Below are 26,142 nucleotides of genomic sequence, written 5' to 3' on the forward strand. Positions count from 1 at the left end.
CAGCGCACCAACGCGATTACCACCTGGAACATCCACTACAACTACCATCGAGCACATACTGCGATCGGGAACCAACCCCCAGCCACACGCCTGCACGACAGCGTCGCCAACGTCATGACACAGAACATCTAGCCGCGGTCGGCGTACTCCTGCCGCAGCTCACTGGTCTTCGCGATGTACTTGTGCCACACCAGCAGCGCCGGCGGGAAGGCGAGCTCCACGACCATGAGAATGATCAGCAGGTAGTTCGGGGTGCCGGAGAACGCCCAGGACAGCACGCGCCCGATGCCCCCGATGAACACCATGAGGCAGACGAGCCACAGCATGTTGGCCCACTGGAACTTGATGGCGATGGTGATGAACGCCGCCCCCACCCCCACCATCATGGCCGAGAAGAAACGGAACTGGTTCTCGAGCGTCGGGTTGACCGGGGTGGCGTCCGTGTCGGGAAGGCCGGCGGTGCCGAGGATCAGGTAGTAGGCGCCGAAACCGGCGATCACGAGCCCGACGAGGACGACGACGGTGCGGAACACGTTCCAGTCCCCGCCGGTGCCGCGTGCCGCGCCCTTGCCGGAGGTACCGGAGGCGACTCCCGCGGGGCCGGACTGCTTCTGCGCGGCCTTCGTGCTCCTGCCCGCCGCGGGCGTGGTAGCGGGAGCCCTGCCCGGCGCGGAGGAGGACCGCCCGCCCTGCACGCTCGGCCGTCCGGCCGGCTCGGGGCCCCGCACCGGGGTGCCCGGAGCACCGGCGGGCGGTGCGGCCTTCGACGGACGGCCGGTGCCGCGCTCGGCCGGATCGGTGTTCTCGGGGCTGTTGCTGGTCATGTCGCTCCCTGGTGCAGGCCGTGATCTCTAGCTTCCAGCGTCATACTCTCACGCCTCGTGGCACGGTGACCGCCGATCTCCCGCCCGGCCCCCGGGACCCCACCTCGCAGGGGCTCGGCCCGCAGGACCACGCCCCCGGGAGACGGGTGGGCGCCGTCAGGTCCGCGAGGGCCGGTTCCGGCGGAGCCACAGGAATCCGAGGATCGGGAGGACCAGGGGCACGAACCCGTATCCCCTGCCGAACCCGGACCAGACGGTGTCGTGCGGGAAGGCCTCCGCGTCGAGGACGCTGAGCAGGCCCACCGTCAGCACGCCCACGAACTCCACCGAGACAGCCACGAGCGACACCCGGAAGGCGCGCACCCCGGGCCTCGCGAGGGAGAAGGTGGCCACCACGTAGACCACCGCGGCGACGGCGGAGAGGAGGTAGGCGACGGGCGCCTCGGAGAACTTCGTGGTGATCTGGAACGCCGCCCGCGCGGTGGCGGCCAGGGCGAAGACCCCGTACACCGCGATGAGGAGCCGCCCGGGCCCCGTGGCCCGGCTGGAGACGCCCTGCTCCGACGTCGCGTGGGAGGTCCCGGGCTCCCGGCGTCGCGCGGCGCCCTCCCCGCGGTGCTCCCCGCTGTTGCTCCTGCTGTCATTCCGGCTCACAGGCCCGCCACCCCGTCCCAGATCTGTTCCATGCGGAAGAGCATCACGAACACCGTGAGCCCGGCTGCCGCCAGCACGAAGTTGCTCCAGCGCGTCCGCTCCAGCAGCGCCCACCAGCAGGCGCCCACGGGCACCAGGAGCGCGGTGACGAGGTAGCCCCAGAACTCCCAGGCCTCCCCGAGCACCGGCTCCCCCGTGAGCTGGCGCACGGCGGCGGCCACCGTGTACACGAGGAGGAAGAGCTCGACGGCGGCCACCGAGAGGATCGTGATGTCGTTCGGCGGCCGGCGGAGGACGCCCGCACCGACGCACAGGACCGCCGAGAGCACGCACACCACGGTACCGGTCAGCAGGAACGGGTCCACGGTTACTCCCCGCCCGGGGCGAACACGAGCGCGGTCCGCGCTGCGCCACCGCGGTTCTCCAGCAGTGCCACGAGCGTACCGTCCGGCGAGAACGCCGCGACGGGCGTCCCCGCGCCCTCGGTGGGGGCGATCCTGCGGCCGTGCGAGACGTCGGTGGCCTCGGCGTCCGTCAGCTCGCGGACGGGGAACAGCGCCCGGCCGGCGTCGTCGAGGGAGAGGATCCGGAGGTCCCCGGCGAGCTGCTCGAGGGTGCTCGCCTGCTCGATCGAGTACGGACCCACCCGGGTGCGGCGGAGCGCGGTGAGGTGACCCCCCACGCCCAGGGCGTCCCCGAGATCCCGTGCCAGCGCCCGGACGTACGTGCCGGAGCTGCACTCGACCGTGACGTCCACGTCCTGCAGCCTGCCCCCGTTGACCCGCCGGATGCCGTGGACCTCGAAGCGGTGGACGGTCACGGGGCGTGCCGGGAGGTCCACCTCCTCCCCGGACCGCACGCGTGCGTAGGACCGCTCGCCCTTGACCTTGATGGCGCTCACGCTGCTGGGGACCTGCTGGATCTCGCCGGTGAGCGCGGTGATCGCCGTCCGGATCTCCTGCTCGGTGACGGCGGCGGCGATGCTCCCGCCCGTGACCTCGCCCTCGGCGTCGTCCGTGAGCGTCGACTCGCCGAGGCGGATGGTGGCGGTGTAGGTCTTCGAGGTGCCCACAATGAAGGTCAGCAGCCGCGTCGCGCGGTTCACGCCGACCACCAGCACGCCCGTGGCCATAGGGTCCAGGGTGCCCGCGTGACCCACTTTCCGCGTTCCTGCGAGGCGGCGCATGCGCCCGACGACGTCGTGGCTCGTCCAGCCCTGCGGCTTGTCCACGATGATCAGCCCGGAGTGGACCTGCCCTGAATTCACGCCTCCCAGTATATGGGCTCGGGCCCCGGCGTCCCGGCGCACGGGGACGCCGGGAGGAACGGGACGGGCGGGCGCGATAGCATCTCACCCATGCCCTCCGTCCCCGCCCACGTGGTGAACCTGCCGGTCAACCAGATCCGCGAGATCACCCAGGCGGCCTGGGCGACGCCGGACTCGATCGTCCTCAGCATCGGCGAACCGGCGTTCCCGGTGGCGCGCCACGTCCTCGAGGCGGCGATGGCCGCGTACGACCGCGACGACACGAACTACACCCCGAACGCCGGCATCGCTCCCCTGCGGGCCGCGTTCGCCGAACGGTTCGCCCGGCGCGCGGGCGTGGCGGAGGATCCCTCGCGCGTGTTCGTGGTGGCGGGCGCCCAGCAGGGCCTGCACCTCGCCCTCAGCACCCTGATCGGCGCGGGCGACGAGGTGCTGGTCCCGGATCCCGGGTATCCCACGTTCCCCATGACGGTGGGTCTGCTCGGCGGTGTCCCGGTGACCTATCCGCTGGTACCGGGGCACGGCTTCCAGCCCCGCATCGAGGACCTGGAGCGGCTCGTCACACCGCGGACCAGGGTGCTGATGCTGAACTCGCCGTCGAACCCGCTGGGGTCCGTGTTCGACGCGCCGCTCACCCGGGACCTGGTGGCCTTCGCCCACGAGCACGAGCTGTGGGTTCTCTCCGACGAGTGCTACGAGGCCTTCACCTACGACGTCCCGCACGTCAGCCCGGCCCGGTTCGACGCCGGCGGGCCGGAGGCCGTCCCCGGGGCCCGGGACGCCCGGGTCATCACGTCCCTGACCCTCTCGAAGACCTACGGCCTGACCGGACTGCGGATCGGGGCACTGATCACCCCGCCGGGCATGGAACTGCTGCTGAGCAACGTGATGGAGGCCTCCGTCTCCTGCGTCTCCGCGGCATCGCAGTACGCCGGGCTGGCAGCCCTCACGGGTCCGCAGGACTACGTGGACACGGCGGTGCAGCACTACCGTGCCAACCGGGACGCGGCCACGGCCGTGCTCCGCGACCTCGGCATCCCCTACCTCGATGCCCGCGGCGCCTTCTACCTGTGGGCCGATCTCTCCCATGCCACGGGCGGGGACGTCCGGGCGTGGACCCGGGCGTTCCTCGCGGAGAGCGGCGTGGCGCTCGCTCCCGGCACGGCGTTCGGGTCCGAGGGCGAGGGGTGGGTGCGGATAGCCCTGTGCGGGGACACGTCCGAGCTGGTGGAGGGCCTCACCCGTCTCCCACGGCCCTGACTCCCACCCGCCGATCTTCCCGCTCCCCCGGCGTCACGTCGTCGCCGAGCAGGGCCCCGGGGGTGGGATCGGGTCGAGGCACCCGGTTCGACGACGACGGCAGCCGCCCCGCAGGGACGGCTGCCGTCGACGATCGCTGCTCCGTAGGGAGCGCGGGCTCAGCGCTCCGCGTCCTCCGAGGAACGGTACGGGTCCGCGTCGCCGGCGAAGTCGGCACCCTGGGCGATCGCCGCCACCTCGGCGTCACGCTCCCGTGCCTTCTGCAGCAGCTCCTCGAGGTGGCTCGCGTTCACGGGCACCTCGTCGGGGACGAACTCGAGGGTGGGGGTCAGGCGGGCGGTGATGTTCTTGCCCACCTCCGAGCGCAGTACTCCACGGGCGGACTCCAGGGCCACGCGGGTGGCCTGCTGCTCCTCGGGGTCGCCGAGCACCGTGTAGTAGAGCGTGGCGTGCTGGAGGTCGTTGGTGACGCGCGCGTCCGTGATGGTCACGGCTTCCAGCCGCGGGTCCTTGACCCGCCGCCGGAGTGCCTCGGCCACGATGTCTTTGATGCGCTGCGCGAGCCGCGCTGCGCGGGCCGGATCTGCCATGACTGATACTCCTACTGGTCCTGATTCGGTGGGGCCCGGTGCCGGGTCCCTGGTCGGACAGCTCAGGCGCCCCGGAGGACCGGGGCGCCTGAGCTGGACTACCGCCTAGACGCGGGGCTTCTCCCGCATCTCGAAGGTCTCGACGATGTCGCCTTCCTTGACGTCGTTGAAGGACCCGAGGCCGATACCGCACTCGAAGTCCGTACGGACCTCGGTGGCGTCGTCCTTGAACCGCTTGAGCGAGTCCACGGAGAGGTTGTCCCCGATGACCTTGCCGTCGCGCAGGACACGTGCCCTGGAGTTACGTCGGATGATGCCCGATCGCACGATCGACCCGGCGATGTTGCCGAACTTCGAGGAACGGAACACCTCGCGGATCTCCGCGGTACCCAGCTGCACCTCCTCGTACTCCGGCTTGAGCATGCCCTTGAGGGCGAGCTCGATGTCGTCGATCGCCGCGTAGATGACCGAGTAGAAGCGCATGTCCACGCCCTCGCGCTCCGCGAGGTCGGCGACGCGCTCGGCCGGCTTGACGTTGAACCCGATGATGATCGCGTTGTCCACGGTCGCCAGGTTGACGTCGTTCTGCGTGATCGCACCCACGCCGCGGTGGATGACGCGCAGCTGCACGCCCTCGCCCACGTCGATCTTGAGGAGCGAGTCCTCGAGGGCCTCCACGGCACCGGAGACGTCACCCTTCAGGATGAGGTTCAGGGTGTCCACCTTGCCGTCGGCGACGGCCTGGTCGAAGTCCTCCAGGCTGATGCGCTTGCGGCGCTTGGCGAGGGCCGCGTTGCGGTCGGCCGCCTCACGCTTCTCGGCGATCTGGCGGGCGGTGCGCTCGTCGTCGGTGACGAAGAACGTGTCACCGGCACGGGGCACGTTGGACAGACCGAGGACCTGGACCGGGCGGGACGGCTCGGCCGTGGTGACCACGTCGCCGTTCTCGTCGAACATGGCGCGGACGCGTCCGTGGGCCGTACCGGCCACGATCGTGTCACCGACGTTCAGTGTTCCCGACTGCACCAGCACCGTGGCCACCGCACCGCGACCGCGGTCCAGGTTGGCCTCGATGGCGATACCGCGGGCGTCCTTGTTCGGGTTGGCCCGCATGTCCAGGGCAGCGTCCGCCGTGAGCAGGACGGCCTCGAGGAGTTCGTCGATGCCCATGCCCTGGAGTGCGGAGACGTGCACGAACATGGTATCGCCGCCGTACTCCTCGGGCACCAGTCCGTACTCGGTGAGCTGCCCCTTGACCTTGTCCGGGTTGGCGCCCTCCTTGTCCATCTTGTTCACGGCCACGACGATCGGCACGTTCGCCGCCTGCGCGTGGTTCAGCGCCTCGACGGTCTGCGGCATCACGCCGTCGTCCGCCGCGACCACGAGCACCGCGATGTCGGTGACCTTCGCACCACGGGCACGCATGGCGGTGAACGCCTCGTGACCGGGGGTGTCGATGAAGGTGATGGCACGCGTGCTGTCCTCGTGGACGTGCTGGATCTGGTAGGCACCGATGTGCTGCGTGATGCCTCCGTGCTCGCCCTCGACCACCTTGGTGTTGCGGACGGCGTCGAGCAGCCGCGTCTTACCGTGGTCCACGTGGCCCATGACGGTGACCACGGGAGGACGCGCCTCGAGGTCGTCGTCACCCTCGGCCTGGAGCTCGGCATCGAAGTCGATGTCGAAGCTGCTGAGGAGCTCGCGCTCCTCGTCCTCGGGCGAGACCACCTGGATCTTGTAGCCGAGCTCGGTGCCGAGCACCTCGAAGGTGTCCTCGTCCAGCGACTGGGTGGCCGTGGCCATCTCGCCGAGGTGGAAGAGCACGGTGACCAGTGCTGCGGGGTTCGCCTCGATCTTGTCGGCGAAGTCCGTGATGGACGAGCCGCGGCGCATGGTCACGACCGTGTTGCCGTCGCCGCGGGGTACGCTCACGCCGCCCAGCGACGGAGCCGACATCTGCTCCAGTTCCTGCCGCTTCGCGCGCTTCGACTTGCGCTGCTTGCCGCGACCGGCGCCGCCCTTGCCGAAGGCACCGGCGGTGCCGCCGCGTCCGCGGCCGCCCTTGCCGAAGCCTCCGCCCGCGGGTGCTCCGCTCGGGCTGTTCGGCGCTCCGCCGGGACCGCGGCGCGGCCCTGCACCCGCACCCGGTGCGCCGCGGCCGGGGGCTGCGGGACGCTCGGTTCGGTTGGGCATCATGCCGGGGGTGGGACGGGAGCCCGGTGCCCCGGCGGGACGCGGGGCGCCCGGACGAGGTGCACCCGGACGGGGACCACCGGCGCCGGCTGCGGGGCGGGGGCCGCCTGCACCTGCTGCGGGGCGGGGGCCGCCCGCACCTGCTGCGGGACGCTGGGGGGTCTCGTCACGACGCCCCGGACGCGGCATGCCCTGGGAGGGGGCGAACGGGTTGTTGCCGGGACGCGCCGGGCGCTCGGCACCGCGATCGGTCTCGCCGCGCCGTGAGCCCATGCCCTGGGAGGGGGCGAACGGGTTGTTGCCCGGACGCGGTGCGCCACCGGGACGTGCGCCCGAGGGACGCGTGGTCCCGGCCGAAGGGGCGGCCGGCGGGGTCGCGGGCCTCGGCGCGGGACGAGCACCGGGCGTGGCTCCGCCGGTGGTCTCCTGGGCCGGGGTGTCGGCCTCCCGCGGCGCGGGCGTCGGGTTCTCCGCGGGCGCCGAGGCGTCCGAGAAGGGCGATGCCTGGGGTGCAGCCGGGGCGGCCGGCGCTGCCGGCGCCGCGGAGGGCTCCGGTGCCGCAGGAGCCGCTGATGGTGCCTGGGCTCCGGGCTTGGGACCCGCGGGGGTCGGGGCGGACGGCGCCGGAGCGGCAGGCCGTGCGGGGGCAGCCTTGGGGGTGGCTGCATCGGGGAAGGCGCCGCGGAGTTTCTTCACGACGGGCGCTTCGATGGTGGATGAGGCGGACCGGACGAACTCGCCCAGTTCCTGCAGTTTCGCAACTGCGTCTTTCGAGGTGATACCGAGCTCCTTGGCGAGCTCATGTACGCGGACCTTGGCCACTTGTCTCCTGTCTCGGTCCGCACCGAGTCAGGCACGAACCATCTATTTCCTACTGCTGATCCCGGTTGCCGGAGCGTCCGGAAGATCGAATGCAGAGCACCACGGATCAATCATCGTGATGCACTCATCGCTGGGTTCTCATCGGGTTTCCATGAGGGTACTGACCCGCTTTCAGGGAGGACGATGGTGGTTCGGGACGTCACTGTCGACGTCCCAGGTATGCCGGGAAGTCCACTGCCAGCTGCTCAGTGTCCACCGGCCGGCGGAAGGCCCGGTTGAAGGCTTTCCGTTTGACGGCCGCTCCCAGGCATGCCGGGTCGGGGTGCAACCAGGCGCCCCGTCCGGACAGCCGGCGCCGCTCGTCGATGACGGCGTGGTCCTGCCCGTCGATCGTCCGTGCGACAACCCGCATCACATGTGACTGGCGATCCTTCCGCCGGCACCCCACGCAGGTTCGTTCCGGCGGGGATGCCGCGCGAGCGTCCCCGGGATGTTCCGGGCGCGGCGTCGCAGCAGTCCGTTCCATTCTACCCCTTCCGCTACCGGCCACCGACCCGTGGCTCAGTCCTTCGCGGGCTGGGCAGCGGCGTCGGAGGCGATGTCGATGCGCCAGCCCGTCAGCTTCGCGGCGAGACGGGCGTTCTGCCCCTCCTTGCCGATCGCGAGCGAGAGCTGGTAGTCCGGCACCACCACACGGGCCGAGCGGGTGGTCTCGTCCGTGATGGTCACCGACGTGACACGTGAGGGCGAGAGCGAGGAGGCGATGAACGCGGCGGGGTCGTCGTTGTAGTCGACGATGTCGATCTTCTCGTCGTTCAGTTCGTTCATCACCGCACGCACCCGCGTGCCCATCTCACCGATGCAGGCGCCCTTGGCGTTGACCCCGGGGATGTTCGCGCGGACGGCGATCTTGGTGCGATGACCGGCTTCCCGCGCCATGGCCACGATCTCCACCGTGCCGTCGGCGATCTCGGGCACCTCGAGCTCGAACAGCTTCCGCACGAGTCCCGGGTGCGAGCGGGACAGCGTGATGGAGGGGCCCTTCATGCCGCGCTGCACGCTTACCACGAAGGCCCGCAGCCTGGTGCCGTGCAGGTACTTCTCGCCCGGGACCTGCTCGGGGGGCGGGAGGACCGCCTCCACGGAGCCGAGGTTGACCTGGATCATGTGCGGGTTGGTGCCCTGCTGGATCATCCCGGCGATGAGCTCGCCCTCCCGCCCGCGGAACTCCCCGAGGATGTTCTCGTCCTCGGCGTCGCGCAGGCGCTGGAGGATGATCTGACGGGCGGTGCTGGCCGCGATCCGTCCGAACCCGCTCGGGGTGTCGTCGAACTCACCGGCGGGTTCGCCGTCGTCGTCCTTCTCCGTGGCCCAGATGGTCACGTGACCGTTCCGGCGGTCCAGCTCGGCGCGCGCGGTCTCCTGCGCGCCCGGGCTGCGGTGGTAGGCGATCAGCAGTGCCTGCTCGATCGTGGGGATCAGCTTGTCGAGCGGGATCTCGCGTTCCTGCTCGAGGAGTCTCAGCGCACTCATGTCGATGTCCATGTGGGCCTCTCTTAGGCGTGGTGCCCGGCGCGCAGGGCGTCCGGGGCGTCGTCGTGGCCGGCGTCGTCGGAGTCCTCGGGATGAGCGAACTCGACCTGCACGGTCCCCTTGCGGATCCTGGCGAACTCCAGGGTGAGCGGCTCGCCCTGCTTCGGCTTCATGCCCTTCTTCACGGGCAGCTGGGGGATCAGCCGGATCCCGGTCCCCGTCACGGTGTCCAGTCGCCCCAGGACCGCATCGCCGCTCTCGGGCTTCACCTCCACCATGCGCCCGAGGTTGCGGCGCCAGTGCCGGGGCTCGGTGAGAGGCCGGGAGACGCCGGGTGAGGAGATCTCGAGGTCGTACGGGCGGTCGTCGTCGTCGGGGTCCTCGTCCATCGCGGTGGAGAGGTCGCGGGAGAGGGCCGAGATCATCTCGAGGCCCACGCTGCCGGTAGCGTCCTCGGGCAGGTCCACGATCACGCTGATGGTGCGGTGCGGACCGGCGGTGCGGACCTCCACCTCCTCGAGGAAGAGTTCGTGCCGCTGGACCACGGGCTGCAACCGGATCCTCAGACGCTGCGCCTCGGCCTGTAGCTCGGCCTCCTGCGCCGACCCGCGGGTCGAGGCCTGATCGTGGTTCCCGGACCGGACCGCCATGGATGCCTCCTCCTCGATGATGTTGTCCATCAAGAGTACCGACATTCGCGGGTGCGGATGCATGGGGGCCGGAAGCCGGACACCTTCGTGGCATCATCGGTTCCTGTGGGATCACGGTGGCCGGCGGGCGGCACGCAGGAGCCCCGGGGCGCCACCGCGGCACAGGTGCTCCGGGGGTCGCTCGGGGCGCTCGGAGCCGTGGTGACCCCGCTGCTGATCACGTGGATCGCGGCCGATGCGCTGCCCGGGGCCCCCGTGGTGCCGGCACCCTCCCGCGCGGGGCAGGCCCAGCGCGACGCCGAGGAACGCTACCGCGCGCTCGCGGGCGATGCCCGGATCGTGGCGGGAAGCCCGACCGCGGCCGATCCGGCACTCGCCGTACGGCTCGGTGACCTCGCCGCGGACCTCGAGGCTCAGGCGGACGCCGTGGCGCCGCCCCGACCGGTGGAGCCCTCCGCGACGGAGGTTCCGGACGACGCCGCTCAGGCAGCTCCTGCGCCCTCCGTGGCCGACGTGCTGCAGCGCCTCGGCGACAGTGCGCCGATCAGCCTGCTCCCCGCCGCCGACGCCGATCCGGGCCCCCCCGGCGTCCTCGCCGCCGCCGGGGCGCACCCGCGGCGGCACCCCGCGCCCCTCGCCGAGGCCCTCGGGACAGCACCGCCCCTGACGCCGGCCGGGGTGTTCCCCGCGGATCACCTCCTCACCGGCACCGGGATGTTCGCGGATGCGGCCGCTCGCCTCGCGGCGGACCGGACGGACAGCGCGGACCAGGAGGACGACGGTACGGCGGACGGGGCGGCCGGCACCGCTCCTGCCGATGAATCCCTACCCGATGGCTCGCGGTCCGACGCCGGTACGGTCTCCGGGAAGTGCGCCGACGCCGATCGGCACGCCCTGCGGACGGTCCGGCTGGCCGAGGAGGGGGCCCGGTACGCGTACGAGGTGGCTGCCGCACGCCTGCCCGGTGAGCGGGACGCACTTCTCGGGCGTTCGGCCACCCACGCCGCGGCCGCCGAGGAGGCCGGCCGCCGGCTCGCAGCCCTGTGCGCCTCCTCGGACCCGGTGCCGCCGGGATTCGCCCTGGACGCGGGCTTCGACACGGATGCGCCGGCAGCGCTCGGACGGCTCGAGCAGCAGCACGTGGAGCTCTACGCGGGTTCGGTCCCGTCCGCGGGCCGGGAGACCCGGGCCTGGGTGATCGCCGAGCTGACGGCGGCGGTGCAGTGGACCGCTGCGGCGGGCTCCCCGCTGGAGACCTTCCCGGGTCTCGGTGCCCCCGCGACGGACACCCCGGAGGCCGCGGTGGGGGGCACCGATGGGTGAGCGTACGGGGAGCGGGGCGGGGGTCCCGGTGCTCCCGGAGCGGTTCGTCGCCGACGCCAGGGGCATCCCGGGCGGCGCGCGCTGGGTGCGGGACTGGCCGGGGCGCCTCCGTGAACGCCTCACGGCGTGGGAACTCGACCTCGACCTGCTCCCGGGTCGGGCACCGTGGGCCGGGCACTGCGCCGTCGTGCTCCCGGTCCGCCGGCGGCACCACGGCGGGCAGCCGGCCGTGCTCAAGCTCACCGTCCCCCACGACGAGGCGCTCACCGAACCGGACGCCCTCGAACTCTGGGACGGCCACGGGGCCGTGCGGCTGCTGGCGGCCTCCCGCGGTGACTTCGCCCTGCTCCTGGAACGGCTCGACGGCGATCGTTCCCTGCTCGACGTCCCACTCGACCGGACCCCCGCACCCTGGGCGGAGGTGTTCCGGGAACTCTGCATCCCCGCCGGGACCACCGCGGCATGGGCCGGCATGCCGCAGCTGGCGGCCGAGGCGGAGCAGTGGACGGACACCCTCCCGGAGCGGTGGCAGCACCTCGGCGAGCCCTTCCCCCGCTGGCTGCTCGAGGCGGCCCTGGATGTCTGCTCCGGACGCGGAATGGTGGGGCGCCGCTGGGACCGCGACGTCCTGGTCCACTCCGATCTCCACTACGCGAACCTGCTCCCCGTATCCCCCGGTGCGCTCGGCGGGTTCGTCGCGATCGACCCGAAACCGGTGGTGGGTGACGCCGAGTACGGGCTCGCACCGCTGCTCTGGAACCGGCTGGACGAGCTCGACGCCGCGGACCCCGCCGGGCACCTCGTGGCGCATGCCGCCGCGCTCGCTGCGGCGGCGGGGCTCGACCAGGAGCTGGCCATCGGGTGGACCGTGGTGCGCGAGGTGCGCAACGCGCTGTCCTACCTCCGCGACGGGGCGCGCGGCGACGCCGAGCGTTCCCTGTGGGTGGCGAGCTCCGTGCTCGGGCGCACGCTGGACGGGCTGCCGCCGGCAGGAGAGCTGACCGGGCTCTCAGACGCCTCCCTCCACCACCGGCTCCGACCGCGCTCCGCCTAGGAGCGGGAGAGGAGCGGGCGGAGGTTCTCCCCCCAGACGTCGTACCCGAGCCGGAGGACCAGCGCGCCCACCACCACCAGGAACACGATCCGGATGACCCTGCTCCCTGCGCTGATGGCCATGCGTGAGCCGGTGTACCCGCCGGCCATGTTTGCCACACCGAGCAGGAGCCCGAGTCCCCACAGCGCGGAGCCGCTCGGCAGGAAGAACATCAGGGCGCCGACGTTGGTGGCCACGTTCACGATCTTCGCCTTCGCGCTGGCCGCCAGGAGGGCGTAACCGAGCAGGGTGACCATCGCGATGAGGAGGACCGAGCCGGTACCGGGGCCGATCAGGCCGTCGTAGAAGCCGATCACCAGCCCGATGGTGGCCGCCGTGCCGTAGTGCCGCGCACCCCGGTGGCGGAGCTGCGTCAGGGTGCCCACGGAGGGCTTCAGTGCCGTGAAGAGCGCGACGGCGACCAGCGCCACCACGATGACCGGCTTGAACACCGAGGACGGCAGGGACGCCGCGAGGACGGCCCCGCCGAAGCTCCCCGCCAGGGCGATCCCCGCCATCGGCAGTGCCGTCCGGAGATCCGGGCGGGTGCGCCGGTAGAAGGTGGCCGCGCTGGTGGTGGGCCCGAAGATGGATCCCAGCTTATTGGTGGCCAGGGCCTGGACCGGCGTGATGCCCGGGACCAGCAGCAGCACGGGCAGCTGCAGCAACCCGCCCCCGCCCACGACGGCGTCCACCCAGCCGGCCGCGAACCCCGCCACCAGGACCAGCAGGAGGGTGGCGAGATGCAGCTCCTCGAGCCCGGAACCCACCGTCCTAGTGCTCGACGAGCCCGCGCAGCAGGCCCACGACGTCGTCCACCGCGACGTTCTGCGCCTGCCCCGTGCGGCGGTCCTTCACCTCGAGCACGCCCTCGGCGAGGCCGCGTCCCACGACCACGATGGTGGGGACCCCGATGAGCTCGGCGTCACCGAACTTCACCCCCGGGGACACCTTCGGGCGGTCGTCGTACAGCACCTCCAGGCCTGCCGCCTCCAGCTCCGCGGTCAGGGCCTCAGCGGCCTCGAAGATCTCCGCGCCCTTGCCGGTGGCCACGACGTGCACGTCGGCGGGGGCGACGTTGCGGGGCCAGATGATCCCGCGGTCGTCGTGGTTGGACTCCGCGAGGGCCGCGATGGCGCGGGGGACCCCCACGCCGTAGGAGCCCATGGTCACCGTGGCGAGCTTGCCGTTGGCGTCCAGGACCTTCAGCCCGAGCGCGTCCGCGTACTTGCGGCCGAGCTGGAAGATGTGACCCATCTCGATCCCGCGGGCGGCCACGAGGGGCCCGGAGCCGTCGGGGGCCTCGTCCCCCTCGCGCCCCTCCACGGCCTCGATCCCGCCGTCCCAGCCGAAGTCGCGCCCCGCCACGAGCCCGAACACGTGCGTGCCGTGCTCGTTGGCGCCCGTGATCCACGACGTGCCGGGAACCACGCGGGGGTCCACGAGGTACGTCAGGCCGGTGGTGGCCTCGGCGCCCAGCACGGCGGCGTCGAGCGAGAGCCCGGGGCCGATGTAGCCCTTCACCAGACCGGGGTGCTTCTCGAGGTCCTCCTCGGTGGCGGCCTCGACGGCCACCTCACCGCCGGTCCCCACGTGCCCGGCGATGGTCGCCTCGATGCGCTTGAGGTCCACCGAGCGGTCCCCGGGAACGCCGATGACGACGATCTCGCGCTCGCCGGCGGGCAGGACGGCGGCGAGCACCACGTTCTTCAGGGTGTCCGCAGCGGCCCAGGCACGGTCCTCGCGCGGCGCCGAGGCGTTGGCGTGGTCCACGAGCGTGACGATGGTGGGGGTGTCCGGGGTGTCCCGGACCTCCGCGGCGGGGGCATCGGGGAAGCCGACGGCGTCGGGCCCCACCGGGGTGACGGCCCCCCCGTTCGCCGTGGCCCCGCGGGCGGGGCGCACGAGGGGGTCCTCGCCGAGGGGCGTGGGGTGGAGGAACTCCTCGCTCCTGGACCCGCCCATGGCACCGGCGGTGGCGGGCGCGGGGACCACCCCGAGGCCGAGCCGTTCGAAGATCCGCAGGTACGCCCCGCGGTGCGCCTGATAGCTGGCCTCCAGGCCGGCGTCGTCGATGTCGAAGGAGTAGGAGTCCTTCATGATGAACTCGCGGCCGCGGAGCAGACCGGCGCGGGGGCGTGCCTCGTCGCGGTACTTGGTCTGGATCTGGAACAGGCTGACGGGGAGGTCCTTGTACGAGGCGTACAGGTCCTTCACGAGCAGTGTGAACATCTCCTCGTGGGTGGGTGCCAGGAGGTAGTCCGCATCCTTGCGGTCCTTGAGCCGGAAGATGCCGTCGCCGTACTCGGTCCAGCGGTTGGTGGCCTCGTAGGGCTCCTTGGGCAGCAGCGCCGGGAAGTGGACCTCCTGAGCGCCGATGGCCTCCATCTCCTCGCGGACGATCCGCTCCACCCGCCCGAGGACCTTCAGTCCCAGCGGCAGCCAGCTGTAGATGCCCGGGGCGGCCCGCCGGATGTAGCCGGCGCGGACCAGGAGCCGGTGGCTCGCGACCTCGGCGTCGGCCGGGTCTTCGCGCAGGGTGCGCAGGAAAAGGGTGGAGAGTCGTAGGACCACGCGGGCTTCCGTTCGTATTCGTCGTGCTCTGCTGTTCGTCCCTGCGGGCGGCGGGGAACCTGTACCAATCTAGCGGGTCCCTACACTGCTCCCGGCGCTGCTTCCGCACCTCGGAGCATGCGGGTGCGGATCAGAACAGGATGGTGGCGAAGGTGTCCACCTGGCGGAAACCGACCCGCTCGTAGGAGGCGATGGCCCGGGCGTTGTAGGAGTTCACGTACAGGCTCACCGTGGGGGCGAGGTTCCGGGCCGCCTCGGCCACACCGGCCATGTACCCGGCGCTCAGGCCCTTGCCGCGGTGGTCCGGGTTCATCCACACGCCCTGGATCTGCACCGCCTGGGAGCTCACCGTCCCGAGCTCGGCCTTGAAGATCACCGCGCCGTCGTCGTCGAACGCGGCGAGCGAGTGCCGGCGGCCGATCAGCGAGGCGACGCGGCGGCGGTAGTGCTCCGAGCCGCCGGTGAACGGCGAGTAGCCCACCTCCTCCTCGAACATCGCCGCGCAGGCGGGCAGCACGCGCTCGAGGTCCTCCGGGCGGCTGAACCGCAGATCGGGTGCAGGGGGGACGGCCGGATCGGCGTCGATCACCAGCAGCGGCTGGTTCGGGCGGACGTCGAAGGGATCGGCGCTGAAGTCCTCCAGGGTGGACCACAGGTCCATGACCCCCTCGGAGAGTCCGAAGATCGAGGAGAACGTCCTCCCGGAGCGTCCGAGGTGGTCACCGAAGATGGCACCCGTCTCGTCCGTCACGCCGATGGGCACCAGGTTCCCCCCGGCCCAGCAGGCGGCCCGGAGCTCGTGGTGACGGAACATCCCGACGATCTCCCCGCCGGCGAACGACGGCGCCGCGCTGCCCGAGGCCTCGAGGTGGGAGGCCACGAAGACGTTGGCCACGGGGTCCTCGTCCACGATGGACCACAGGTCCCGGGTGTCCTGCTCGCCGAGGACCCGGAAGGACCACGGCCCCTCCGGATCGGCCTGTGCTCTAGCTGACGGTAACCATGGGGCCACCTTGGCCAGCAGTTTCGCCATCGGACTCACCCATCTCCTCTGCGAGCCGCATCGCTTCCTCGATCAGCGTCTCCACGATCTGGTCCTCGGGGACGGTCTTGATGACCTCGCCGCGGACGAAGATCTGGCCCTTGCCGTTGCCGGACGCCACACCCAGATCCGCCTCGCGGGCCTCACCCGGTCCGTTGACCACGCAGCCCATGACGGCCACGCGCAGCGGCACCTCCATGCCCTCGAGCCCGGCGGTCACTTCCTCGGCCAGGGTGTAGACGTCCACCTGGGCCCGTCCGCAGGACGGGCAGGAGACGATCTCGAGCTTGCGCGGGCGCAGGTTGAGGGACTGCAGGATCTGGTTGCCCACCTTGATCTCCTCGACCGGGGGCGCGGAGAGCGAGACGCGGATGGTGTCGCCGATGCCCTTGGCGAGCAGCGCACCGAAGGCGGTGGCGGACTTGATGGTCCCCTGGAAGGCGGGGCCGGCCTCGGTGACGCCGAGGTGCAGGGGCCAGTCGCCCCGCTCGGCGAGGAGCTCGTAGGCGCGCACCATGATCACCGGATCGTTGTGCTTCACGGAGATCTTGAAGTCGTGGAAGTCGTGCTCCTCGAAGAGGGAGGCCTCCCACACCGCGGACTCCACGAGGGCCTCGGGGGTGGCCTTGCCGTACTTCTCCAGGAGGCGGGGGTCCAGCGATCCGGCATTGACGCCGATCCGGATCGAGGTTCCCGCGGCCTTGGCGGCGTCGGCGATCTGCTTGACCTGGTCGTCGAACTTCCGGATGTTGCCCGGGTTCACGCGGACCGCGGCGCAGCCGGCGTCGATCGCGGCGAACACGTACTTGGGCTGGAAGTGGATGTCCGCGATCACCGGGATCTGGGACTTCTTCGCGATGATGGGCAACGCCTCGGCGTCGTCCGAGGTGGGGCACGCGACGCGCACGATGTCGCACCCCGTGGCGGTCAGCTCGGCGATCTGCTGCAGGGTGGCGTTGATGTCCGTGGTGGGGGTGGTGGTCATCGACTGGATGCTGATGGGCGAATCGGATCCGACACCCACCGATCCCACCTTGATCTGGCGGGTCTTGCGCCGTGGTGCGAGGACGGGCGGTGGTGCTGCTGGCATTCCTAGATTGACCGAGGTCAAGACATTCTCCCTTGGTGGCGGCCCTGGGCCGCACGTCTGACGAAACTTCCCGTCCCATTATCCACCTGCCCCACGATCGGTGGATGCGAGGAGCGGGGGACGATCACACCAGGTCGCGGAAGGCCCCCACCAGGGCGTTCCACTCCGTGGTCCGCACCCCCGAGATGGCGCCCTCGCGGGCGAAGGGGTCCTGACCGACGAGCTGCGTGAGGTCCGCCTCCGTGTCCGCCGTGAAGATCAGGAGGGCGCCGCTGCCGTCGGCGAACGGCCCGGACGCCAGTACCCTCCCCTGCTCCACGAGTCCCTGGAGCCATTCACGGTGCTCGGGGCGGTGCTCCGTGCGGAGCTCCTCGGAATCGGGGTTGTACACGTACTCGACGGCGAAGATGCTCATGCGCTCACCCTACGTGAATCAGATCAGGTAGGTCCGGACCACGGCGCCCACGATCGCCGCCCACAGGAGGGAGGTGAGGGTGCCGATGATGAACCGCTCCGAGGCCGCCGGGGTCTCCTTGAGCTCCGCGTACCGGCCCAGGGCCTTCACGGCCACCACGTAGGCGATGCCCACGGGCTCCCCGGTGAGGATGGCCAGCGTCACCGCGATCCGCTCGAGCACCCCGATCACCAGACCACCGCGTAGCACCCCGGGAGGGAGGGTGCCCGCCGTGACGGAGGGTGGGGTGCGGGGAGGGTCGGGCAGATCGATGCGCGGGTTCCCGGGAGGTTCCGGGGCATCCTCCCGACGGCGCTGGGCGGTGTCCACCGAGCGTGCCAGGCGCAGCACGAGGAGGGTCACGGGCGAGCCGAGCCCTCCCGCCACGAGCAGGGCGAGCACCGTCCAGAGCGCGTCCACGGCACCCCTCCTCGTCGTCGTGCACCGACCGTGCGGATCCGGCACAATCGGTCCGCTCCATGTCTACCGCACCTCGCCCCCACGGTAGCGCGTGCCCGCGTCCGCCCAGGTCAGCAGGCGGACGACCGCCGGGCGGACGGCGAGCTCCTCGTGCCAGGCCGCACGTGCCGCCGCCTTGCTGACCGCCTGCGGGCTGATGCCGAGGGTGCGTGCCACGGCGGTCTGCGTACCCCGGACCCCCGGCTCGAGGAGGTCGAGGATCCGCCACTCGGCCGCCGACCGGCCCAGCACATGCCGCCCCAGCAGCGCGAGCACACCCTCCGCCTCGGCCGCCCCGTCCGGTCCTTCGACGGCCAGCGGGGCCCGTTCCCCGGTCCGCTTGGCGCGTTCCACCGCCGCGCGGGCAGCCACGAAGGCCGGGCCGCGGGCCTCCCGCGGGGAGGCCGGGAGCGGCTGCTCCACCTCGCCGATCCCCACGCCCACGTACCAGCCACCTGCCCGCAGGCAGGCGAGGACGACGTCGACCACGCCCTCCGCGTCCTGGAGTGCACCCTGTGCCTCGTCCCCCACCGAGCGTTCCCAGGGCAGGACGGCGTCGATGGGCCCGAGGAGGCGGAGCAGCTCGGGGACGCGGTCCCCGGAGGACCTGCTGCCGGCCTGGTCGATGGTGAGGACGAACATTCATCAACCGTATGAGGTTGACAATGCGATTACAACCGATTCAGAACAGGCTCACGGGCTTCACGATGTCCGCGTAGATCAGCAGCACTCCCATGCCCATGAACAGGATCGCCGCCACGTAGGTGAGCGGGAGGAGCTTGGCCATGTCGAACGGTCCCGGATCGGGCCACTTGAACAGTCGGGCCACCCCGCGGCGCAGCCCTTCCCAGAGGGCGCCGGCCACGTGCCCGCCGTCCAGTGGCAGGAGCGGGATCAGGTTGAACACGAACAGTGCCAGGTTCACGCTGCCCACCAGCCCGACCAGGGTCGCGGCACGGGAGGCGAGGGGGATCTCCTCCATCGCGGAGATCTCCCCCGCGATCCTGCCGACGCCCACCACGCTGATGGGTCCGTCAGGATCACGTGGGGCGTCCGAGAAGGCCGCCTGCCCCACCTCGTACAGGCGCTGCGGGAGCCGGATCACCACACCCGCCACGCGGACCAGCGAGTCGCCCACCGCGGGGAGCACCTCGGTGGCCGGCTGCCGCTGGAGCTCCTGGAGCGACGCCACGCCGATGAAGCCGACGTCCTGGGTGACCACCACGCCGTCGTCGTCCAGTGCGGGTACGCCGGCGTCGGTGATGACGGGGCGGGCGGTCAGCAGCGGGGTGATCGTCGAGTCGATCGTCTCGCCGTCGCGCACGTAGGAGAGGGGGACCTCACGGCCGGCGGCCTCCCGGATCCGGCCGGACAGCTGGTCCCAGTCGGTGACGTCCGAGCCGTCGAAGGTGACGATCCGGTCCCCGGGCAGGAGCCCGGCGTCGAAGGCGGGGGCGGCGGGATCGCCGGGCATGCACTCCTTCTGCCCGGTGGCAGCGCCCTGGGTCGCCGTCACCACGCACCGGTCCACGGCGGCCAGCGTGGTGGTGGCCTGCGCGGTACCGAACCCCATGATCAGCACGGCGAACAGGATCACGCCGATCAGCAGGTTCATCAGCGGCCCGCCCAGCATGATGACGATGCGCTTCCAGACGGGCAGCCTGTAGAACACGCGATTCTCGTCCCCGGGCAGCAGCTGCTCCGCCGCCACCTGCCGGGCGTCGTTGCTCAGCTGCTGGAACACCCCGGTGCTGGACTGCCGCACGGCATCCGTGTCGGACGTGGCGGGCGGGAACATCCCCACCATGGACACGTAGCCCCCGGCCGGGATCGCCTTGATCCCGTACTCGGTCTCGCCGCGCTGCCGGGACCACACGGTGCGGCCGAACCCCACCATGTACTGCGTGACGCGCACCTTGAACAGCTTCGCGGGGACCAGGTGGCCCACCTCGTGCAGGGCGATGGAGAGGAGGATGCCGACGACGACGAAGAGCACGCCGGCGATGAACAACAGGACTGTCACGATGTTTCCTTCGAGCCTTCCGGGCCGCCGGCCGTGCCCGGCCGCGATGATTCCCCGGAGCCACAACGCGCACGGGCACGGTTCCGTGCCCAGCGTTCGGCCTCGAGCACTCCGGCGAGATCGAGGCCCTGCCGGCCGGCACCCAGTGCGCGGTGGTCCTCCACCACCGCGGCCACGGTGTCCACGATGTCGGTGAAGCCGATGACGCCGTCGTGGAAGGCGTCCACCGCCTCCTCGTTGGCCGCGTTGAACACCGCCATGCGGGTGCCGCCGTCGCCCGCGGCCCGCTTCGCGAGCGCGATGGCGGGGAAGGCGTCCTCGTCCAGCGGCTCGAACGTCCAGGTCTCCGGAGTGCTCCAGTCGCAGGGGCGCGCGGACCCGGGCACCCGGAACGGCCAGCCGATGCCGAGCGCGATGGGCAGGCGCATGTCCGGGGGTGAGGCCTGCGCGAGGGTGGAGCCGTCCACGAACTGCACCATGGAGTGGATCATGGACTGCGGGTGCACCACCACGTCGATCCGCTCGAGGGGGACGTCGAAGAGCAGGTGCGCCTCGATCACCTCCAGCGCCTTGTTGACCATGGAGGCGGAGTTGGTGCTGATCACCCGGCCCATGTCCCAGGTGGGGTGGGCCAGGGCCTGGGCCGGGGTGACGTGCCGCAGCTCCTCGCGGCCCATCCCGCGGAAGGGTCCGCCGGAGGCCGTGAGCACCAGCCGGTCCACCTCGTCGGGGGTACCGCCGCGGAGCGCCTGGGCGATCGCGGAGTGCTCGGAGTCCACGGGGACCAGCTGCCCCGGGGCGGCCGCGGCGCGGACCAGCGCTCCCCCGGCGATGAGCGACTCCTTGTTGGCGAGGGCCAGCAGGCGGCCGGCGGCGAGCGCGGCGAGGGTGGGTTCCAGGCCGATGGACCCGGTGATCCCGTTGAGGACGACGTCGGCGTCCGGCCAGGCGGCGATGTCAGCCGCAGCACCGGGACCCACGAAGAGCTCGGGCGCGTACCCGGTGACGTGTGCCTCGTCGGCTGCCGCGGCGATCGCGCCGTCGAGCTCCTCCTCCGTCCCGGAGGCCACCCCGACGGCGGGGGCGCGGACGGCCACGGCCCGCCGGGCGAGGAGTTCGAGGTTGCGGCCGCCGGCGCTGAGACCGGCGACGCCGAAGCGGTCCGGGGCGGCGGCGGTCCCGTCGAGGGCCTGCGTGCCGATGGAGCCCGTGGACCCGAGGATCGAGACGCGCCGGTACCCGCGGGAGGGGTTGCTGAAGTCCATGGCCCCAGTATCGCGCAGTCGTTCCGCACGGGATGCCCGGTCCGCACCGGGTCGCGCCCGCACGTGGTCAGGATCGGCGCCCCGGGTCGGCGAGCACCCGCCGGGCGAAGCCGACCACCGCGATCGCCAGGCCGAGTCCCAGGGCGCCGATGGTGAGGGCACTGGGACCCGCCCCCCAGGAGAACGCCACCAGGCTGAACCCGAACGCCAGCCCGGCCAGGCAGAGTCCCGCGGTCATGGTGCGCGTTCCCGGTTTCCGCGGAGGTCCCGCCGGCTCGCTCATCTCCCGAGCATAGCCACGAACGTGCCGGGGTCGACGACGCGGTGCACGGGACGTCCGCCGGCCCGCTCAGTCGCGTGCCCGGGCCACCACGCTGCGGGCGTGCCGGAGGATCGGCTCGTCCACCATCCGCCCCTCGTGGACGAAGACGCCGCCCTGGTGCTCCGCGGCCGCGAGCAGGGCGCGTGCCCGCTCCACCTCCTGCTCGTCGGGCGCGAAGGCGGAGCGGACGGCGGCCACCTGGCCGGGGTGGATGCAGGCCTTGGCGGCGAAACCGGACGCCGCCGCGTCGGCCGCCTCCTCGGTGAGACCCCGGACGTCGGCGATGTCCACGTACACGGCGTCGACGGCGGCGATCCCGGCCGCCCCGGCGGCGAGCAGCCCCTGCGAGCGCGCTTGGAGGGCCACGGCGCGGTAGGCGCCGTCCGGCCCGCGGCTCGAGGTCCCGCCCAGGGAGGCGAGGAGGTCCTCGGCGCCCCACATGAGGGCACTGACCCCCGGGGTCCGAGCGATCTCGAGCGCGCTGACCACGCCGAGCGCCGTCTCGAGGAGCGCGACGACGGCCACCTGGCCCAGTTCCCGGCGGACGGCGTCGAGCTGCTCGGGTGACTCCGTCTTGGCGAGCATCACCGTGCGGTAGTCGGTGCGTGCCAGGGCCGCGCAGTCCAGGGCGAAGTCCGGTGTGCCCACCGCGTTCACCCGCACGACGGTGCGGGCGGGATCCAGCCGCGTGGCGAGGAGCGCCTCGCGGGCGGCGGTCCTCGCGCCCGGGGCGACGGCGTCCTCGAGGTCGAGGATCACGGCGTCCGACCGGTCGGCTGCCTTCGCGTACCGTTCGGGGCGATCGGCGGGGCAGAACAGCAGTGAGGGGCCGAACGGGAAGGGGGTCACGGCGGATCCTCCTGGGTGGACGTGGTGTCCCGGGCCGCGGCCTCCCGGGAGGACGCGGAGGACCACATCAGCACCGTACGGGTGGCTTGCGCCACCACGTCCCCGTGCTGGTTGCGGCCCGTGTGGGTCAGGGTCACCACGGACCGGCCGGGCCGCGAGCCGGAGGCCCTGACGGCGGTGACCTCCGTCTCCGTGGTGAGGGTGTCCCCGTGGAAGAGCGGGTGCGGGAAGGAGACGTCGGTGAGCCCGAGCTGCGCCACGAGGGTGCCCTGGGTCAGCTGGGTTACGGACTGCCCCACGAGGGTGGCCAGGGTGAGCATCGAGTTGACGAGCCGTTGACCGAAGGGCTGCCCGGCCGAGAACGCGGCGTCCAGGTGGAGGGCCTGGGTGTTCATGGTGAGCGTGGTGAACAGCACGTTGTCCGCCTCGGTGAGGGTGCGGCCCGGACGGTGCGCGTACACCACCCCGGGCTCGAGCTCCTTCGCGTAGAGCCCGCGCTGCTCGATCACCCGGCGCCCACCCGGTCCCGCGGACCCGCTGCGGGAGCCCGCCGGGCCGATCGCCTCGTCCGTCATCACGCCCCTCCTCGTGCCGTCGCCGTCGTCGTCCCGATCATCACGGGCTACAGTCCCAGCTCCCTCGCGATGAGCATGAGCTGCACCTCGGTGGTGCCCTCGCCGATCTCGAGGATCTTCGAGTCACGGTAGTGCCTGGACACCACGAACTCGTTGACGAAGCCGTAGCCGCCGAAGATCTGCGTGGCGTCCCGCGCGTTGTCCATGGCGGCCTCGCCGGCCACGAGCTTCGCGATGGAGGCCTGCGTCTTAAAGGGCCTGCCCGCGAGCATGCGTGCAGCGGCGTCGTAGTAGGCCAGGCGTGCGGTGTACACGCGGAGATGCATGCGGGCGATCTTGAACTGGATCGACTGGTTGCTGCCGATCGCGCTGCCGAACGTGCGGCGCTCCCCCGCGTAGCGGATGGACTGCTCCACGCAGCCCTGCGCGGCCCCGGTGGCGAGCGCCGCGATGGCGATCCGGCCCTCGTCGAGGATCTGGAGGAAGTTCGCGTACCCGCGGCCCCGTTCCCCGAGCAGGTTCGCTTCGGGGACGCGGACGTCCCTGAGGGTCAGCGGGTGGGTGTCCGAGGCGTTCCAGCCCACCTTGTCGTACGCCTTCTCCACCGTCAGGCCGGGGGTGCCCGCGGGCACCAGGAGGGTGGAGATCTCCTTCTTCACCGTGCCGTCCGGGCGCTCGGAGGTCCCGGTCACGGCCGTGACGGTGACCAGCGAGGTGATGTCCGTGCCGGAGTTCGTGATGAACTCCTTCGTGCCGTCGATCACCCACTCCGGCCCGCCGGCCCCGGCCTCGAGGGTCGCCGTGGTCCTCGTGCCCCCGGCGTCGGAACCGGCCTCGGACTCGGTGAGGCCGAAGGCGCCGAGTGCGGCACCGGAGGCCAGCGAGGGCAGCCACTGCTGCTTCTGCTCCTCGGTGCCGAACCGGTACACCGGCATGGCCCCGAGGGACACCCCGGCCTCGAGCGTGATGGCGACGGACTGGTCCACGCGCGCCAGCTGCTCGATGGCCAGGCACAGTGCGAAGTAGTCACCCCCCATGCCGCCGTACTCCTCCGGGAACGGCAGACCGAACAGGCCCATGTCCCCCATCTGCTTCACCACCGCGTAGGGGAAGCTGTGCGCGGCGTCGTGCTCGGCGGCCACGGGGGCCACCACCTCGTCGGCGAACTCGCGGACGGTGTCCGCGAGGTCCTGGTACTCCTCGCTCAGTTCGGTGTTCATGCTGGGTCCCCTTCCGAGGGCTGGTCCCCGGGATCGGCCGGAGAATCGGGTGTGGCAGTGCCGGGTGGGTCGATGCTCGCGACGACCTGCTGGGCGCGGACGAGGTCCCCGGGCCGCAGGGACAGGTGCACGATGCCGGACACGGCGGCCGTGAGGCGGTGCTCCATCTTCATGGCCTCGACGGTGAGCAGCACGTCGCCGTCGCGGACGGCCGCGCCGTCCTCGACGGCCACGGACACGACCGTGCCGGGCATGGGGCTGCGGACCAGGGGGTCCGCCGCGCCCTCCTCACGGCTGATGCGGGCGAGGTCGGCCTCGAGGAGGTCGCGGCGCGAGAGGCGCCGTAGCCGGGTGGACCACCCGGCGTCTCCCAGCCACACGGTGTCGCCGTCGACGGCGTGGGTGCGGGGGCGGCGGAGGCCGTCGATCGTCGCACCCCGGGCACCGACCTCCACGACGACGCCCGTGTCCCCGACCGTCGCCTGCCAGCCGGTGGCGGTCGGCAGCAGCTCCACCGTCGCCGTCCCGCCGTCGTGCTCGAGGACCAGTCCGCGGGGTCTCGGTACGCCGAGGCGGAAGCCGTCCGCGCGGTGCCAGGGGGAGCCACCGCGGGCCGGCTCGGCCCCGACCAGCAGGACGGCGGCGAGCGCCAGGTCCTCGGTACTCACGCGGCGGAAGGCGAGGCCGGGGAGCTTCCGCTCGATCAGGGTGGTGTCGAGGCGCCCGGCCCGGACGTCGTCGTCGGTGACCAGCAGGCGCAGGTACTCGAGGTTCGTGTGCACGCCGAGCACCACGGTGCCGGCGAGCGCGGCGTCGAGGCGGTCGAGCGCCTGTCCGCGGTCCGTGCCCCAGGCGATCACCTTGGCGAGCATCGGGTCGTACGACGCCGATACGGTGCCTCCCGCGAGCAGGGAGCCGTCCACGCGGACACCCTCCCCCGCAGGCTCGGCGAGCGCCAGGACGGTGCCGGTGGAGGGCAGGAACCCTGCCTCGGGGTTCTCCGCGTAGACGCGTGCCTCCACGGCGTGGCCGGTGAGGACGACGTCGTCCTGCGTGAGCGCGAGCTCCTCGCCGGCCGCGATGCGGAGCTGCCAGGCCACGAGGTCCACGCCGGTGACGAGCTCCGTGACGGGGTGCTCCACCTGCAGGCGCGTGTTCATCTCCATGAAGAAGAACTCCTCCGGGGCGGTGTCGGAAACCAGGAACTCGACCGTGCCGGCGCCGGTGTAGTCGACGCTGCGGGCGGCCTCGCACGCGGCCGCACCGATGCGCCGGCGGGTCGAGTCGTCGAGCAGCGGTGAGGGCGACTCCTCGATGACCTTCTGGTGCCTGCGCTGCAGCGAGCACTCGCGTTCCCCGAGGTGGATCACGGTCCCGTGCGCGTCGGCTAGCACCTGGACCTCGATGTGGCGGGGCCGCTCGATCAGCCGTTCCAGGAACAGGGTGTCGTCGCCGAAGGCGCGGGGGGCGCCCCGCCGCGCGGTGGTGAGCGCGTCGGGGAGGTCCTCGGGCGGGTGGACGGCGTGCATGCCCTTGCCGCCGCCGCCCGCCGAGGGCTTGATGAGCAGGGGGAAACCCACCCGGTCCGCCGCGGCCAGGAGCGCCTCGTCCGTCAGTCCCGGCTCGGCGATCCCCGGCACCACCGGCACGCCGGAGCCCGCGACGTGGTTCTTGGCGCGGATCTTGTCCCCCATGACCTCCAGCGCGTGGACGCCCGGCCCGACGAAGACGATGCCCTCGGCGGCGAGCGCCCCGGCGAGGGCGGCGTTCTCGCTGAGGAAGCCGTACCCCGGGTGCACGGCGCCGGCGCCCGTGCGGCGGCAGGCCTCGAGCACCGCGGGGATCGAGAGGTAGCTCTCCGCGGGCGCCGCTCCCCCGATCCGCACCGCGAGATCGGCCTCGAGCACGTGACGTGCCCCGGCATCGGCGTCGCTGTGCACGGCGACGGAGCGCAGGCCCAGGGCGCGGACGGAGCGGATGACGCGGCAGGCGATCTCGCCGCGGTTGGCCACGAGCACGGTGTCGAAGGGCCGGCGAGCGGGGTGGACGGGGAGGGTCAT

26 protein-coding genes and 1 pseudogene are annotated in these 26,142 nt (G+C 72.0%); 4 read left to right on the top strand and 23 right to left on the bottom strand.

Going from position 1 to position 26,142, the window contains the following annotated elements; translation table 11 throughout:
• A pseudogene (locus AC792_RS17445) lies at positions 1-132 on the top strand (IS481 family transposase); the annotation flags it as partial.
• Here AC792_RS17445 and AC792_RS08740 read toward each other — a convergent pair.
• From AC792_RS08740 to truB, 4 genes are all read right to left on the bottom strand, one after another.
• Positions 129-824 carry a DUF4345 domain-containing protein gene (locus AC792_RS08740; protein WP_049830157.1) on the bottom strand — a complete coding sequence of 232 codons (696 nt, stop codon included), beginning with the start codon at positions 822-824 and terminating at the stop codon, positions 129-131. The pseudogene AC792_RS17445 and the gene AC792_RS08740 sit on opposite strands and share 4 nt — an antisense overlap.
• 156 nt (positions 825-980) lie before the next feature.
• Positions 981-1,340 (bottom strand): hypothetical protein, encoded by a 360-nt coding sequence (locus tag AC792_RS08745; protein WP_049830187.1) that lies wholly within the window; start codon positions 1,338-1,340, stop codon positions 981-983.
• Positions 1,341-1,474: 134 nt separating this feature from the next.
• On the bottom strand, positions 1,475-1,843 hold the full coding sequence (locus AC792_RS08750; RefSeq protein ID WP_049830158.1) for a hypothetical protein: 369 nt from the start codon (positions 1,841-1,843) through the stop codon (positions 1,475-1,477).
• A gap of 2 nt (positions 1,844-1,845) precedes the next feature.
• Positions 1,846-2,745 (bottom strand): tRNA pseudouridine(55) synthase TruB, encoded by a 900-nt coding sequence (gene truB / locus AC792_RS08755; RefSeq protein WP_082177601.1) that lies wholly within the window; start codon positions 2,743-2,745, stop codon positions 1,846-1,848.
• Positions 2,746-2,835: 90 nt separating this feature from the next.
• On the opposite strand from truB, the gene AC792_RS08760 reads away from it, so the two are divergent.
• The gene (locus tag AC792_RS08760; protein ID WP_200903390.1) at positions 2,836-4,005 is read left to right on the top strand and encodes a pyridoxal phosphate-dependent aminotransferase; all 1,170 of its coding nucleotides are present in this window, start codon (positions 2,836-2,838) and stop codon (positions 4,003-4,005) included.
• Positions 4,006-4,163: 158 nt separating this feature from the next.
• Here AC792_RS08760 and rbfA read toward each other — a convergent pair whose 3' ends face one another.
• From rbfA to rimP, 5 genes are all read right to left on the bottom strand, one after another.
• On the bottom strand, positions 4,164-4,595 hold the full coding sequence (gene rbfA / locus AC792_RS08765; protein WP_049830159.1) for a 30S ribosome-binding factor RbfA: 432 nt from the start codon (positions 4,593-4,595) through the stop codon (positions 4,164-4,166).
• Positions 4,596-4,700: 105 nt separating this feature from the next.
• A complete protein-coding gene (infB, locus tag AC792_RS08770) occupies positions 4,701-7,610 on the bottom strand; it encodes a translation initiation factor IF-2 (RefSeq protein ID WP_049830160.1) in 2,910 nt (969 codons plus the stop codon).
• Between the two features lie 199 nt (positions 7,611-7,809).
• The gene (locus tag AC792_RS16410; RefSeq protein WP_235436572.1) at positions 7,810-8,022 is read right to left on the bottom strand and encodes a YlxR family protein; all 213 of its coding nucleotides are present in this window, start codon (positions 8,020-8,022) and stop codon (positions 7,810-7,812) included.
• A gap of 149 nt (positions 8,023-8,171) precedes the next feature.
• A complete protein-coding gene (gene nusA / locus AC792_RS08780; protein WP_049830161.1) occupies positions 8,172-9,155 on the bottom strand; it encodes a transcription termination factor NusA in 984 nt (327 codons plus the stop codon).
• Positions 9,156-9,166: 11 nt separating this feature from the next.
• The gene (rimP, locus tag AC792_RS08785) at positions 9,167-9,823 is read right to left on the bottom strand and encodes a ribosome maturation factor RimP (RefSeq protein ID WP_235436568.1); all 657 of its coding nucleotides are present in this window, start codon (positions 9,821-9,823) and stop codon (positions 9,167-9,169) included.
• A 57-nt stretch (positions 9,824-9,880) separates the two neighbouring features.
• On the opposite strand from rimP, the gene AC792_RS08790 reads away from it, so the two are divergent.
• Together AC792_RS08790 and AC792_RS08795 are read left to right on the top strand one after the other, a co-directional pair.
• A complete protein-coding gene (locus AC792_RS08790; protein ID WP_160317627.1) occupies positions 9,881-11,116 on the top strand; it encodes a DUF4439 domain-containing protein in 1,236 nt (411 codons plus the stop codon).
• Entirely contained in the window at positions 11,109-12,170 is a 1,062-nt protein-coding gene (locus AC792_RS08795; RefSeq protein ID WP_049830163.1) for an aminoglycoside phosphotransferase family protein, read from the top strand. The genes AC792_RS08790 and AC792_RS08795 overlap by 8 nt, the downstream gene beginning before the upstream one ends.
• Here the strand turns inward: AC792_RS08795 and AC792_RS08800 are convergent.
• The 14 genes from AC792_RS08800 to AC792_RS08860 form a co-directional block, all read right to left on the bottom strand.
• A complete protein-coding gene (locus AC792_RS08800; protein WP_049830164.1) occupies positions 12,167-12,979 on the bottom strand; it encodes a sulfite exporter TauE/SafE family protein in 813 nt (270 codons plus the stop codon). The two genes, AC792_RS08795 and AC792_RS08800, sit on opposite strands and share 4 nt — an antisense overlap.
• A 4-nt stretch (positions 12,980-12,983) precedes the next feature.
• Positions 12,984-14,783, bottom strand: a complete 1,800-nt coding sequence (locus AC792_RS08805; RefSeq protein ID WP_049830165.1) for a proline--tRNA ligase — start codon at positions 14,781-14,783, stop codon at positions 12,984-12,986.
• Positions 14,784-14,913: 130 nt separating this feature from the next.
• Entirely contained in the window at positions 14,914-15,816 is a 903-nt protein-coding gene (locus AC792_RS08810; protein WP_200903391.1) for a GNAT family N-acetyltransferase, read from the bottom strand.
• Positions 15,770-16,936 (bottom strand): flavodoxin-dependent (E)-4-hydroxy-3-methylbut-2-enyl-diphosphate synthase, encoded by a 1,167-nt coding sequence (gene ispG / locus AC792_RS08815; protein WP_049830166.1) that lies wholly within the window; start codon positions 16,934-16,936, stop codon positions 15,770-15,772. Before ispG ends, AC792_RS08810 begins: the two co-directional genes overlap by 47 nt.
• 103 nt (positions 16,937-17,039) lie before the next feature.
• A complete protein-coding gene (locus AC792_RS08820) occupies positions 17,040-17,330 on the bottom strand; it encodes a YciI family protein (protein WP_049830167.1) in 291 nt (96 codons plus the stop codon).
• 18 nt (positions 17,331-17,348) lie between these two features.
• Positions 17,349-17,789 (bottom strand): hypothetical protein, encoded by a 441-nt coding sequence (locus AC792_RS08825; RefSeq protein ID WP_049830168.1) that lies wholly within the window; start codon positions 17,787-17,789, stop codon positions 17,349-17,351.
• A gap of 63 nt (positions 17,790-17,852) precedes the next feature.
• Positions 17,853-18,470 carry a MarR family transcriptional regulator gene (locus AC792_RS08830; protein ID WP_049830169.1) on the bottom strand — a complete coding sequence of 206 codons (618 nt, stop codon included), beginning with the start codon at positions 18,468-18,470 and terminating at the stop codon, positions 17,853-17,855.
• 40 nt (positions 18,471-18,510) lie between these two features.
• The gene (locus AC792_RS08835; RefSeq protein ID WP_152916118.1) at positions 18,511-19,854 is read right to left on the bottom strand and encodes a M50 family metallopeptidase; all 1,344 of its coding nucleotides are present in this window, start codon (positions 19,852-19,854) and stop codon (positions 18,511-18,513) included.
• Positions 19,848-21,116 (bottom strand): 1-deoxy-D-xylulose-5-phosphate reductoisomerase, encoded by a 1,269-nt coding sequence (gene dxr, locus AC792_RS08840; protein WP_082177603.1) that lies wholly within the window; start codon positions 21,114-21,116, stop codon positions 19,848-19,850. Before dxr ends, AC792_RS08835 begins: the two co-directional genes overlap by 7 nt.
• Before the next feature lie 67 nt (positions 21,117-21,183).
• On the bottom strand, positions 21,184-21,399 hold the full coding sequence (locus AC792_RS16980; RefSeq protein WP_152916117.1) for a hypothetical protein: 216 nt from the start codon (positions 21,397-21,399) through the stop codon (positions 21,184-21,186).
• 66 nt (positions 21,400-21,465) lie between these two features.
• Positions 21,466-22,287, bottom strand: a complete 822-nt coding sequence (locus tag AC792_RS08845; RefSeq protein WP_049830171.1) for an HpcH/HpaI aldolase/citrate lyase family protein — start codon at positions 22,285-22,287, stop codon at positions 21,466-21,468.
• Entirely contained in the window at positions 22,284-22,862 is a 579-nt protein-coding gene (locus AC792_RS08850) for a MaoC family dehydratase (RefSeq protein ID WP_082177604.1), read from the bottom strand. The genes AC792_RS08845 and AC792_RS08850 overlap by 4 nt, the downstream gene beginning before the upstream one ends.
• Positions 22,863-22,909: 47 nt before the next feature.
• Positions 22,910-24,082 carry an acyl-CoA dehydrogenase family protein gene (locus tag AC792_RS08855; RefSeq protein ID WP_049830172.1) on the bottom strand — a complete coding sequence of 391 codons (1,173 nt, stop codon included), beginning with the start codon at positions 24,080-24,082 and terminating at the stop codon, positions 22,910-22,912.
• Positions 24,079-26,142 (bottom strand): acetyl/propionyl/methylcrotonyl-CoA carboxylase subunit alpha, encoded by a 2,064-nt coding sequence (locus tag AC792_RS08860; RefSeq protein ID WP_049830173.1) that lies wholly within the window; start codon positions 26,140-26,142, stop codon positions 24,079-24,081. The genes AC792_RS08855 and AC792_RS08860 overlap by 4 nt, the downstream gene beginning before the upstream one ends.

Origin of the sequence: Arthrobacter sp. RIT-PI-e (assembly GCF_001187915.1) — a bacterium.
GTDB lineage: Bacteria > Actinomycetota > Actinomycetes > Actinomycetales > Micrococcaceae > Arthrobacter_D.